Below are 13,099 nucleotides of genomic sequence, written 5' to 3' on the forward strand. Positions count from 1 at the left end.
AGATTTTGCCCAAATAAGGTCCCCTGTGTCCGCGAAACTTCAAAATTTGCCTTTTTAACAAAATTAACGTCCTCTGTGTCCGGTTACTATATTTTGCAACAATTACTAGGAAAATTCCAGCTCATATCATGTTATGATGAGGCAAGACATTTTTAGTAGAGGGAGTTAGAAGAATGTTAACACAAACGACAGTCGGGCAAGCTGCAGAGTATTTTCAACTTCTTTCTTTAGAAGCTAGTTGTGATCAGCAAGAGTTCTGGGATTATTTAATTCTACACCACGATGAAAAAGCTTACGAGTTTCAGGAATTAGTTTCGACTGTTTCAAAGGAAAATCAACGGATCGTTTATCCAACGAAAAATCAGGATCTACAGTTTAGTCTTGATGTAGCTAAAATGTTAGCAGACTTTTATTTACACTATTGTACATGGGTTTCGGAGGCTTCGTATCACCCAAAACGAATTTTAGATATAGGCTGTGATAACGGAATTTTAACATGCTTCTATGCTTTTTTATATCCGGAGGCAGAAGTGGTTGGTATCGATAAAACGAAGGATGGAATTCGGATTGCTAGCGAATTAGCGACAAGACTAGGTTTGACAAATATTACGTTTCAGCAAATGGATTATCGTAACATTCGTCGATTATATCCTAGTGATTCCTTTGACATGATTACCTCAGTGCGAGTTTTTCATGAAATCATAGGTACTCTTCCAGTGCCATTATACTGGTCACTCGAGGAGTTTTTGAGAACATCTCCCTTGAGTTCAGATTATCGCTATCTAGAGATCATTGAAGAATTGTTAACCGAGGACGGAGTCTATCTATCAACAGAACGTTTAGAAAGTCCAGCAGCTTTAGGTCTATGGTCTAATATGCTAGAGGCGGTTGACCTTTCGATTGATTGGGAGAGTTCAAGCTTCATAGAATTTCATGAAACAGGCGTTCGCCAGAAAGCCCCTATTGTTGTAGCGACGCAGTCAAACAGGGGTAAACCCACAATGGAAGGCATAACGCAGCTCTATTTGAGAAATGTTGAAAATAAAGCTATTGGCTCCTTTTCAAGTGTCGCTGCAGAGCTTATGTTTCATCAGCAAGAACCAAAGCAATTCCAAACGGGACGGTTACTAAAATTCCATGATCACTGGTACCAAATTCGTTATGAAATATGGTCTACAGATACCGCTATCCTTGTGTATGGGTGTGGAAATATGGGGTATCGGAAACTAGAGATTCTGCCTCTAGCAGAAACTGAAAAAGCTTATTTGATAGTAGAGGAACTTTTCGGCCAATATTCAGAACAAGCAGCCGTAGGTTCATATACATCTCTAGAAGAGCGCGAGGAGTTAAGTGACTAAAATTTACAGCTACCTGCATAACGTAGGTAGTTTATTTTTGTTTTAGGGAAAAGCTCAGAAGGAGCATGGAAGAGTTTTTGATTTAGCTATCGACTTGTATAGATAACTATTTCACTCTATGCATAAAAAAAGAATTTATCAACAATCTAACATTAAAGTTAATCCAAAAATTGAATTCTTTAGAGGTTGAGAACAGTGGTAATAGAAACAACAAAATTGGTGGTGTTATTTCTTTTAGTCTTTACTGTCATGCGTCTTCTTGGTAAAACTTTACTGTCGCAATGGACAGCATACGATCTAGTCACTATTATATTTTTGTCTTATGCAGCCTTAGGCGCGGTAAAGATTAACAGCTTCTTCCATGCGGTGATTTGCATTATTAGCATAGGAACTTTGTATGTCATCATATCTAGATTAAGTTTGTTCCAAGCTTTAACGAATATTATTATTGGTGAACCCACCATTTTGATCAAGCATGGCACCATTATCCAAAAAAACCTAAAGAAAATTCGCTATTCTTTGGCTGAACTGCTTTCCATGATTCGCACTTTTGGTTATCCAGATATTAAGGATATCGAGTACGCTATTCTAGAACCAAATGGAAAAATTAGTGTAATTCCTATAAAGGAGTTACAACCGTTAACGGTTCAACATTGTCAAATCAACGTTGAATACACAGGACTGCCCTTGTCACTTATTATTGAGGGGAAAATTCAAAAAGGAAATTTGACCATAATTAACAAGGACGAAGCCTGGTTGGAAAAGCATATTGTTGAAAAGGGTTTTAAAGACATTAAGGAAATATATTATGCGTATATAAAGGATAATGAGGACTCGTTTACAATTCTTAATTATCAATAAATAGTTGAAATGGAGAAACGTCAAATGGATTACCAATTATTTAAAGCCATTAACCGACTAGCTGGTCGTAACTCAATGCTTGATAAATATATGATCGCAGTTTCAAAAAAGTATTATTTTTTATTGATTATTGTCTTAATTTACATATCATTGACAGGTTATATCGACAGAAAAGTTGTGAAGAAAGCTTTGGTGTCTTATTGCCTTTCAATATCAATAGCTTATGTATTGAATCAGTTTTTTTATAAACCACGACCATTTTTAGAACATCAGGTTAACTTACTCATTCCAGCAAAGAAAACGTCTTCTTTTCCAAGTAAGCACACGTTGTTTTTATTCGTGGTATCTTCTACACTTTTCTTCCATGACCGTATTGTAGGTTCATATCTATGGGGATTATCTGTACTAACTGGTATTTCTAGAGTGTGGCTTGGACATCACTATCCTTTTGACATTCTTGGTAGTGCAATCATTGGTAGTATGACGAGTAGTGTTGTAGAGAGATTAGAAAACGCTAAATTTTCTCTGAAATAAAAATTATCAAAAAAATATTTTCGTGTAATACCAACGATGTAAGCGGTGCCTAAAAAATATTCTTAAAAAACATTGTTGACATAGAGTGAATTTCTCTTTAATATGAGCTTATTCCAAAAATTAAATATAACTCTTATCAAGAGCGATTGAGGGACCAGGCCCGTTGAAATCCGGCAACCACCAGTAATTGGAAAGGTGCTACTTCCTGCAGAATGTGTTCATTCTGAAAGATAAGCTAATCTTATTAGGCCTCTTTCGGATGAAAGGGGCCTTTCTTAATTCGCTTTTGAAGGAAGTATAATGGCTCGGAGGGATGTTATGTTCTTAATCTTGACTAATCAGATAAGCTTACTAACATTTAAGGTTATAATCGCTCATGAGTAAGGAAGATTTAAGAGGTGTTTTATGAAACAGTTTCAACAATCAAAGACGTTGGGGAGCCTTCCAAAGCAGTTTTTTGCAAAGTTGGTTCAGAAGGTGGAGAAGGTAAAACAAGACCATGATGATGTGATTAATCTAGGTCAAGGAAATCCAGATCAACCGACACCTTTGCATATTGTTAAGGCACTTCAAGAGGCAGCCGCCAATCCTCTGTATCATAAGTATTCACCATTTCGTGGGTATGGCTTTCTCAAAGAAGCGGTCGCTACATATTACCAACGGGAGTATGATGTAGTTCTTGATCCCCACACAGAAGTGGCTGTGATGTTTGGTACGAAAACAGGATTGGTCGAAATCAGTCAATGCTTGTTAAACCAGGGAGATATCGCGTTAGTCCCAGATCCGGGTTATCCAGATTACTGGTCGGGTGTTGTCATGGCTGGTGGTGAAATGTCGTTTATGCCACTTTTGGAAGAAAACAAGTATTTGCCAGATTTTACGAAGATTACTGAAGAGACATTTGAGAAGGCCAAATTAATGTTTCTGAACTACCCCAATAATCCAACGGGTGCAGTTGCTACGAAAGAATTGTTTGAAGAAGCAATTATGCTTGGAGAAAAACATGACATTTGTATTGTTCATGACTTTGCTTACGGAGCGATTGGTTTTGATGAACAGAAACCATTGAGCTTTATGCAAGTGCCTGGAGCTAAAAATGTTGGTGTTGAGATGATGACTCTATCGAAAACCTATAATATGGCGGGCTGGCGAGTAGGGTTTGCAGTAGGGAACCCAAGTGTGATTGAGGCATTGAATTTAATTCAAGATCACTATTATTGTAGTGTGTTTGGTGGCATACAAGAAGCAGCTGCTACGGCATTACTAGAGTCGCAATCATGTGTGGATGAACTTGTTTCCCAATACGAGAGTCGTAGAAATGTCTTTATTGAAGCGCTCAGTGAAATTGGTTGGAAGGTTGAAGCACCTAAAGGTTCCTTCTTTGCTTGGTTACCTATACCACCAACGTATAGCTCAGAACAATTTGCTGATTTATTACTTGAAAAAGCTAGAGTGGTTGTTGCCCCTGGGAATGGCTTCGGACAATTTGGTGAGGGGTATGTGCGGGTTGGACTTTTGAGTGATGAAGATCAATTAAGAGAAGCTGCCCGTCGCATTGGTGAGTTAGAAATTGAATGGGGGAATGTATGATGCAAGCCATTCAAGTTCAAGCAGGCCCAAGTGTTTATCAGTGTGAAGAGGATGTTCTCTTAAGTCTAGAAGAAAAACTTCTTAAATATGGCTTTCGGAACGTTCTGGTTATCCACGGGGAAAAATCGTGGAAAGCAGTAGAACCTTATTTTCCAGCTTTCAAGGAGCTAGTAGCAACTTTTGTTCCCTACTCAGGTCATTGTTCAGAAAATGAGATTGACAGAGTTGCCGAACATCAGGCGGATGTCATAGTGGGAATTGGTGGAGGAACGGTGTTAGATCTTACGAAGGCTGTTGCTAATAAGATCGGCAAAGATGCTGTTCTCATACCAACACTTGCAGCAACTTGTGCGGCATGGACACCGCTAAGTGTAATCTACGACGATCAAGACCGTTTTGTCAGATTTGAAGTGTTTCCAAGGGCCAACTTGCTAGTTTTGATTGAACCTAGGGTACTTTTAACTTCTCCTCCTGAATACTTGAGGGCTGGGATTGCTGATACCTTAGCAAAGTGGTATGAAGCAAGAGCTCTTACGGAGCAATTGGAAACAAAGCGAGTGTCAATTGAATTAGCAGTGAATACCGCCAAGTTATGTAAGGATGTCCTTCTCGAACACGGTGCCGCAGCCATCGAGGCCTTAAATAAAGGTGTCAGCAATCATTCTTTTATCCAGGTGATTGAAACCAATATCCTGGCAGGTGGCTTAGTAGGAAGCTTGGGAGATCGTTATGGTCGAATTGCAGCCGCTCACTCGGTTCACAATGCGTTAACACAGTTTGAGGAAACCCATCATCTTTTACATGGTGAAAAGGTCGCATATGGCATACTTGTTCAATTAGCCCTTGAAAAAAGGGTGGATGAACTCGTCGAGTTACAACCTTATTATCATGAACTACAATTACCTTATCTTTTTACACACTTAAAACTTGATTTCGAGAGTCTTGAAACCAAGCAAAAAATTGCTGAATGGACATTAAAAAAAGGTGAATCCATTCATATGATGGGACAATATTTTACCGAAGAAGACATTATTTTAGCGTTAGAAACTGTAGAGGAAACTCTAAAAAAACTATTAAAAGGGAGATATTCAACATGAAAAAATTATTATTATCAGTAGTAGCATCTTTATCATTATTCGCTATGGCAGCTTGCGGTAGCTCTGACACAGCAGGCAAACCACTTTCTGAAAATCAATTAAAAATTGGGGTAACTGCTGGACCGCATGAGCAAATCATGGAAAAAGTAAAAGAAGTAGCAGCTGAAAAAGGTCTAGAAATTCAAATTGAAGTATTCACTGAGTATGTAATGCCAAATGTGGCACTTGCAGAAGGTGACCTTGATGTAAACAGCTTCCAACACAAACCATACTTAGACAACTTTAAGTCAGAGCGTAATCTTGATCTAATCGAAGTTGCAACAAACGTAAACTTCCCAATGGGAATTTACTCAATTGGCCTTGGAAATGTATCTGAGTTACAAGCAGGTGACAAAGTGGGTCTACCAAACGATCCGACAAACGGAGCGAGAGCATTAATCCTTTTTGAAGCTGCAGGATTAATTACGCTTAAAGAAGGCATTGGAGTAAAAGCAACAGTTAACGATATTGTGGAAAATCCATTAAACTTAAATTTCATTGAGTTAGAAGCGTCACAATTACCTCGTCAATTAGATGAATTAGCTGCAGCTGCAATTAACACAAACTTTGCAGTAGAACACGGTTTTGTACCAACTAGAGACTCTATTTTTATCGAGCCTAATGACTCTCCTTGGGTAAACGTAATTGCTGTTCGTACAGAAAATAAAGACGATGCTGTCATTAAGAAATTAATCGAAGCTTACCACTCAGAAGAAGTAAAGCAATTTATTATCGACACATTTGAAGGTTCAGTAGTACCTTCTTGGTAAAAAGTAAATAACCAATGGAAGGCTGACGCTACCAAGCCAGCAACGTGTCAACGTTGAACCGAGGTAGGAGCCAGCCTTCTCCTATTTTTCACATCAAAAGGAGTGTAGACAGTGATCTTACTAAAAAACCTTTCTAAAACCTATCACTCGAAAAACGGCAAAATCGATGCATTACAGGATGTTTCCCTTGAAGTAAAGAAGGGTGAAGTTTTTGGAGTGATCGGTTATAGTGGTGCCGGAAAAAGTACCTTAATCCGATGCGTGAACCTTCTTGAAACACCAGATCAGGGAGAAGTCTTAATTAACGATACAAACTTAATGAAGCTTTCACAAACTAAGCTCCGTCAAGAACGTCAAAACATTGGAATGATTTTTCAAGGATTTAACCTATTGAAAACAGCGACTGTTTATGACAACATCGCCATCCCGTTAAAGCTATCAGGTATTCCCAAAAACGAGGTTGACGAACGAGTAAAGAAGTATTTAGCTGTAGTCGGCCTTGAAGACAAACAGCAAGCCTACCCTGAACAGCTGTCTGGCGGTCAAAAACAGCGTGTGGCCATTGCCAGGGCTTTATCTCATGAACCTGAAATTCTGTTAAGTGATGAAGCAACGAGTGCACTAGATCCAGAAACAACAGAAGCCATCTTAGACCTTTTGTTAAAAATTAATCAAGAGTTTGGTATTACGATTTTACTAATCACTCATGAAATGCATGTCATTCAAAAGATTTGTGATCAGGTAGCCGTCATGGAGAACGGTCAAATTGTTGAGCAAGGGAATGTGATTGATTTATACTCAAACCCTAAGCATCCAACAACGAAGAAATTCATTGATAGCATGTTTACGAATACAATTCCTGCTCCTGTTATTAATGATTTGAGTGCGAAAGGTCCGATTGTCAAACTTTCATTTGTTGGTCATTCAACGGGTAAACCTGCACTAGCTAATGTTGTAAAGAAATTCAACGTTTATACCAATATTTTAGCAGGGAACATTGTGCAGTTAAAAAACGAGCCTTATGGACGAATGATTGTTCATATTGAAGGTGAAGAAGAAGAAACGAAAAAAGCGATTGCGAGTTTGAAGGACGAAGGGGTCCAAGTGGAAGAGGTGAGTATAAATGAACTTTAGTATTCTAGAATTTTATGAAAAATGGGGTTCGAATATATGGAAAGCATCGATTGAGACGTTCCAAATGGTGACGATCGCGCTTTCCATTTCCGTGCTAATTGGTTTACCACTAGGTGTTTTACTGGTTTTGACACGACCGAATAAGAGTCTGGAAAATAAGTATGTCTATCAAGTTCTAAATGTTCTTATTAATATTATCCGTTCGATACCGTTTATTATTCTACTATTTTTCATCCTGCCTTTTACAAAGCTATTAGTAGGAACATCGATTGGTGTAAAAGGGGTAATTGTACCACTTGTTGTCTATACAGCTCCTTATATCGCTAGGTTAATGGAAACATCATTACTTGAAGTAAACAAAGGTGTGATTGAAGCGTATGAGGCAATGGGGATTAAAACGCGACATATTATCTGGCACGTCATGGTTCGAGAAGCTCGCCCTTCGATGGTGCTTGGCTTGACGATTGCGACGATTGGATTAATTGGCGCAACAGCGATGGCTGGATTAGTTGGTGCAGGTGGATTAGGTGACTTAGCTTACCGTTTCGGACATCTTCGTTATGAAGAGGACGTAATGATCGTTACGGTTATTTTACTTATTATTCTTGTTCAAGGAATTCAATCGATTGGAAATCGCGTTGCAGCTAAGTTGAAAAAGGATTAGGAGTGGCGTTTGATGGGGAGTGTTGATCTTTCTACATTGAAAGTTGTAGAAGAGTGGGAAAGAAAGGCGAAAGAAATTTTACCCAAAGGGGCCTATGATTATGTCAACAGTGGCTCTGGTAAGGAAGAAACATCTACCAAGAATGTTCAAGTATTTTCCAAATGGAGCCTCGTGCCTCGCATGTTACGAAACGTCAAGACGAGTAGTTTAGCTACCAAGCTATGGGGCGTGACATTAGCAACGCCAGTCATGCTTGCCCCTGTGGGTTTTCAAACGGTGATCCATCCGAGTGGGGAGTTGGCAGCGGCAAAGGCAAGTGATAAATTGGGCATTCCTTACATCACAAGTACAGTTTCTTCTTATAATATAGAAGCAATTGCTTTAGCTGCTCCAACTACGCCAAAGTTCTTTCAACTGTATTGGCCTGGGGATGATGAGATTGCAGTCAGTTTTGTTCGTCGTGCTGAACAAAGTGGCTACACAGCAATTGTCCTAACTGTAGATACTTCTGTTATTGGCTACCGGGAACGTGATTTGCAAAATCAGTATTTTCCCCTTCGACAAGGAGCGGGAATGGCGAATTATCTATCGGATCCTATTTTCCAAAAAAAATATAATGCTGAAGGAAGTAATGAACAAACAGAGTTAATAGGAAAAATTGCACCGTTAATTTTTAACCAAACACTTACATGGGAAAAAGTTGCTTGGCTAAAAACAAAAACGTCATTACCGGTAATTATTAAAGGAATTCTTCATCCAGCTGATGCGAAGCTTGCTAAGGCTTATGGTGTTGATGGAGTTGTCGTGTCTAATCATGGTGGTAGACAATTAGATGGAGCGATTAGTTCATTAGAAGCTTTACCTGCAATTGCAAAAGAATTAAAAGGTGAGATGCCGATTTTCTTTGATGGTGGAATTCGCCGTGGCTCAGATATTATCAAAGCACTAGCACTCGGTGCAGATTTCGTTTGTGTTGGTCGGTTGTATGCCTATGGTTTAGCTTTTGGTGTAGAAGGCGTTTATACAGTTCTCAAAAATTTAATCAGTGATTTGGATGTTAGTCTAGCATTAACAGGAGTGACTTCAATTTCTGAAGTTGATGATACAATAATAGTAAAAAATACGTAACAATTTTAGGCTGCTGAGGCAGTCTATTTTCTTTTCATAAAATTAGAGATTTAGAGTTGATTACCTAGTATAATAACGTCAAAAGAGATTAAGAGGTGGCAAAGGTTGAATATTTCGTTCTCAAATAAAATGAGTCAATTTGAAACTCTTATTTTTAGTGAGTTAGCAAACTACAAAAAACAAAAAATAGCACAAGGTATCGAGATCATCGATTTAAGTATTGGAAGCCCAGATTTACCACCGCCGGAATCCGTCATGGAGGTATTGGCCAAAGAAGTAAAAAATCCATATCAATATGGCTATTCAATGACAGGAACAAAGGACCTACGTAAGGCGATTACGGATTACTACGCTAAGAATTTTGATGTTGTCATTCAACCTGAAAATGAAATAGAAGTGATGATGGGATCACAAGATGGACTCGTGCACTTACCAATGGTAGTAGCAAACCCTGGAGATCTGATTCTCGTTCCTGATCCAGGCTATACCGCTTATTCAACCGGAATTAGCTTGGCTGGTGCTACCCCTTATCCAATGCCTTTGAAAGAGCAAAATGGCTTTTTACCAGATCTAGAGGCAATTCCTGTTGAAGTAAGGGCAAAAGCAAAACTGATGATCTTAAACTTTCCTGGAAACCCAGTTCCGGTATTAGCGACACATGAATTTTTCAACACAGTTGTTCAGTTTGCGAAAAAACATAACATAATTGTCCTGCACGATTTTGCTTACTCAGAGCTTTATTACGACGAGAAGCCAATTTGTTTCTTATCGGTAGAAGGAGCAAAAGATGTAGGCATTGAGTTCAATTCCTTGTCTAAAAGCTTTAACATGGCTGGGTGTCGTATTGGGTACCTTGTAGGTAACTCTCAAATTATTGGTGCTTATAGTAGATTGAAATCCAATCTAGATTATGGGGTTTTCACACCAATTCAAAAAGCGGCAGTGTCAGCGTTGGAAAACTCAACAAGTTTTAGCGAGGATTTAAGAACGATCTATAAAAGAAGAAGAGATATTCTGGTTGAGGGGCTAAACGAATTAGGTTGGAAGGTGGATGCACCGAAGGCATCGATGTTTATTTGGGCGAAAGTACCGGATAATTATACTTCTACAACCTTTGTCTATCGATTGATTGATGAAACTGGAATTGTTATCACACCAGGTAATGCTTTCGGGGAAGAAGGAGAAGGTTACGTTCGAATTGCGCTCGTTCAAACTGAGGAGTTGTTAATGAAGGCAGTAAAGAAATTAAAAGATAGTCAATTTTTTAGCTAATGAACGTTTAGTTATAATATGAAGATACTTAAGTAATAAAACAATCTAAAAGAGGAATGCTAAGATCAAAAAGGAAGATCTTACATGAACAAAACGAGTAGAAATATACTTTTTCTAATGACAGTTCTGCCTTGGCTTACCATTCCCTTCATTGGTGTAAAGACACTAAAGAGATACATTCCTGCTTCATTGTTTATGGTACTGTACCTAATTGCGGAAGGATCCTATGCGGAAAAGAATAAATGGTGGTGGTTCACCACAACTAAGAAACCGAATTTTCTTGGAGAAATGCCCTTAATTTTTGGTCCGTTTTTGGTGGGATCGTTGTGGATTTTAAAATATACCTTTGGGAACTTTAAACTCTATCTATTGGTAAATCTAATAATTGATTCAATCTTTACGTATTTATTCACTACTTTGTTTAAGAGAATGGGTTACGCAACGTTAGTACGATTAAAAAAAGTTGAGTTATCGATTGTTTTTATTGTAAAAATGCTTCTATTATATTTGTTTCAAGTTGTATACGATAGGTACCGGAAAGCTGTTAGCATCAATACCAATAAATTTTAGAGTCGGATACGTCATTGTTTTGGCGTATTCTTTTTGACAGTGTGTTGTTATGATGGCAATGAGGTGCCTGCATCTGTACAAACGGATATGATGAAAAGCAACCCCTACCTAATGACAGATACTAGTTTAGTTAAGTCATCATTATATAATCATCCCGCTCATACTTCACTATCAGCTCAAAAAAACGTTGAAATAGAACTTGATTTTTACCGACAAAAATTAGACTTTATTCATGTCGTTGCCCATGAAGTCCGCAATCCGTTAACGGTTATAAAATAATTTGCTACCGGATCATGATGTACAAGCTAAACTTAGCCTAATAGAAGACTATTCTGTAGCAATTGATCATGAGATACATCATATTATCCAAACAGAGCAAATGATGACTACCGACACATTCTGGAAAACAAAACTAATTAAAGCAGGCCTGTCATGGAAGAAGTGCTAGAAGTCATGATTGTAAAGGGCCGAACACAAAACATTAATCTAGTTTCGGACTTACAAGTCCCTTACAACAGAATTATTAATGGGAATTTAATGGGGTTTCGATTAGTTATCTCTAACCTGTTAAGCAAAGCAATCAAATACAGTTATGAAGGAGATACTGTTACATTTAAAAGCTTTATTGATCAAGGAAGACTGCATCTACATATAACAGATACAGGAGTAGGTATGAGTCGCGAAAGCCAAGAAAAACTGTTCCGTAAATATCAAAAGATTAACCAAGAAGTAGCTGGTCAGGGGATTGGGCTATTAAATAGTAACTCACTTTAAAGGGGAATTAGACGTTACTAGTCAACTTGGAAAAGGACCGAAGTTAGAGTGTCGTTTCCTATATAATTGTATATAGCTTGTAATTGCCTACAAGCAGTGTCTGTTATGACACTGCTTGTACTTGTTTGACAAAGGCTTTTAAAACAAAAGGAATAATTTGGTATATTCTTTTTCGTTGCTGAGCATTTACAATTACTTTTTATCGTGATATATTATTCATCTGCCGCTAAAACCTTTGATGAAAAGTATGCGGCAAATAGAGTTTACAATAACTTTGAATATAGTTGTTGCACAATGGTTGTTATTTTGATATAATAAGAACTCGCCAACGAAAGTGTTGGTGTTAACAACAAGAAATAGTTATTGACACAATTAAAGTTATTGTGATATAATTAAATTCTTGTCACAAAGAAACGACAAACAAATTGCATTGTTCTTTGAAAACTGAACACACAGCCAAGCGAATTAAAGAGATAGTAAATATCTCGTCAATGAATGATTATTTTTGAGCTATATCAAACACTTTTATGGAGAGTTTGATCCTGGCTCAGGACGAACGCTGGCGGCGTGCCTAATACATGCAAGTCGAGCGGACAATTGAGAGCTTGCTCTCAATTGTTAGCGGCGGACGGGTGAGTAACACGTGGGCAACCTGCCCTGTAGACTGGGATAACTTCGGGAAACCGAAGCTAATACCGGATAATCTTTTGGACCACATGGTCCGACAGTAAAAGTTGGGTTTTACCTAACACTACAGGATGGGCCCGCGGCGCATTAGCTAGTTGGTAAGGTAACGGCTTACCAAGGCGACGATGCGTAGCCGACCTGAGAGGGTGATCGGCCACACTGGGACTGAGACACGGCCCAGACTCCTACGGGAGGCAGCAGTAGGGAATCTTCCGCAATGGACGAAAGTCTGACGGAGCAACGCCGCGTGAACGATGAAGGCCTTCGGGTCGTAAAGTTCTGTTGTTAGGGAAGAACAAGTACCGTTCGAATAGGGCGGTACCTTGACGGTACCTAACGAGAAAGCCACGGCTAACTACGTGCCAGCAGCCGCGGTAATACGTAGGTGGCAAGCGTTGTCCGGAATTATTGGGCGTAAAGCGCGCGCAGGCGGTCTCTTAAGTCTGATGTGAAAGCCCACGGCTCAACCGTGGAGGGTCATTGGAAACTGGGAAACTTGAGTGCAGAAGAGGAGAGTGGAATTCCATGTGTAGCGGTGAAATGCGTAGATATATGGAGGAACACCAGTGGCGAAGGCGACTCTCTGGTCTGTAACTGACGCTGAGGCGCGAAAGCGTGGGG

13 protein-coding genes, 1 rRNA gene and 1 riboswitch are annotated in these 13,099 nt (G+C 38.9%); all 14 genes read left to right on the top strand.

What is annotated here, in order from left to right:
• Positions 1 to 173: 173 nt before the first annotated feature.
• The gene (locus tag DS745_RS04195; RefSeq protein ID WP_129076963.1) at positions 174 to 1,358 is read left to right on the top strand and encodes a class I SAM-dependent methyltransferase; all 1,185 of its coding nucleotides are present in this window, start codon (positions 174 to 176) and stop codon (positions 1,356 to 1,358) included.
• 195 nt (positions 1,359 to 1,553) lie between these two features.
• Complete coding sequence (locus tag DS745_RS04200) at positions 1,554 to 2,219, top strand: DUF421 domain-containing protein (protein WP_129076964.1); 666 nt, start codon at positions 1,554 to 1,556, stop codon at positions 2,217 to 2,219.
• A gap of 24 nt (positions 2,220 to 2,243) precedes the next feature.
• The gene (locus DS745_RS04205; RefSeq protein ID WP_129076965.1) at positions 2,244 to 2,753 is read left to right on the top strand and encodes an undecaprenyl-diphosphatase; all 510 of its coding nucleotides are present in this window, start codon (positions 2,244 to 2,246) and stop codon (positions 2,751 to 2,753) included.
• Between the two features lie 130 nt (positions 2,754 to 2,883).
• A riboswitch (SAM riboswitch) is annotated at positions 2,884 to 2,990 on the top strand.
• 168 nt (positions 2,991 to 3,158) lie between these two features.
• Positions 3,159 to 4,343, top strand: a complete 1,185-nt coding sequence (locus DS745_RS04210) for a pyridoxal phosphate-dependent aminotransferase (protein WP_129076967.1) — start codon at positions 3,159 to 3,161, stop codon at positions 4,341 to 4,343.
• Entirely contained in the window at positions 4,340 to 5,440 is a 1,101-nt protein-coding gene (locus DS745_RS04215; RefSeq protein WP_161568175.1) for an iron-containing alcohol dehydrogenase family protein, read from the top strand. Before DS745_RS04210 ends, DS745_RS04215 begins: the two co-directional genes overlap by 4 nt.
• Positions 5,437 to 6,249, top strand: a complete 813-nt coding sequence (locus DS745_RS04220; protein WP_129076969.1) for a MetQ/NlpA family ABC transporter substrate-binding protein — start codon at positions 5,437 to 5,439, stop codon at positions 6,247 to 6,249. Before DS745_RS04215 ends, DS745_RS04220 begins: the two co-directional genes overlap by 4 nt.
• 111 nt (positions 6,250 to 6,360) lie before the next feature.
• Positions 6,361 to 7,383 (top strand): methionine ABC transporter ATP-binding protein, encoded by a 1,023-nt coding sequence (locus tag DS745_RS04225; RefSeq protein WP_129076971.1) that lies wholly within the window; start codon positions 6,361 to 6,363, stop codon positions 7,381 to 7,383.
• Positions 7,373 to 8,047, top strand: a complete 675-nt coding sequence (locus DS745_RS04230) for a methionine ABC transporter permease (protein WP_129076972.1) — start codon at positions 7,373 to 7,375, stop codon at positions 8,045 to 8,047. The genes DS745_RS04225 and DS745_RS04230 overlap by 11 nt, the downstream gene beginning before the upstream one ends.
• Before the next feature lie 12 nt (positions 8,048 to 8,059).
• Positions 8,060 to 9,175 carry an alpha-hydroxy-acid oxidizing protein gene (locus DS745_RS04235; RefSeq protein ID WP_129076974.1) on the top strand — a complete coding sequence of 372 codons (1,116 nt, stop codon included), beginning with the start codon at positions 8,060 to 8,062 and terminating at the stop codon, positions 9,173 to 9,175.
• Between the two features lie 105 nt (positions 9,176 to 9,280).
• Complete coding sequence (locus tag DS745_RS04240) at positions 9,281 to 10,447, top strand: LL-diaminopimelate aminotransferase (protein ID WP_129076976.1); 1,167 nt, start codon at positions 9,281 to 9,283, stop codon at positions 10,445 to 10,447.
• Between the two features lie 84 nt (positions 10,448 to 10,531).
• On the top strand, positions 10,532 to 11,017 hold the full coding sequence (locus DS745_RS04245) for a hypothetical protein (RefSeq protein WP_129076977.1): 486 nt from the start codon (positions 10,532 to 10,534) through the stop codon (positions 11,015 to 11,017).
• A gap of 33 nt (positions 11,018 to 11,050) precedes the next feature.
• Positions 11,051 to 11,296, top strand: coding sequence for a hypothetical protein (locus DS745_RS04250; protein ID WP_129076978.1), 246 nt, complete (start codon positions 11,051 to 11,053; stop codon positions 11,294 to 11,296).
• A 153-nt stretch (positions 11,297 to 11,449) separates the two neighbouring features.
• A complete protein-coding gene (locus DS745_RS04255) occupies positions 11,450 to 11,791 on the top strand; it encodes a sensor histidine kinase (RefSeq protein ID WP_129076979.1) in 342 nt (113 codons plus the stop codon).
• A 524-nt stretch (positions 11,792 to 12,315) separates the two neighbouring features.
• A 16S ribosomal RNA gene (locus DS745_RS04260) occupies positions 12,316 to 13,099 on the top strand; the annotation flags it as partial.

Origin of the sequence: Anaerobacillus alkaliphilus, from assembly GCF_004116265.1 — a bacterium.
GTDB lineage: Bacteria > Bacillota > Bacilli > Bacillales > Anaerobacillaceae > Anaerobacillus > Anaerobacillus alkaliphilus.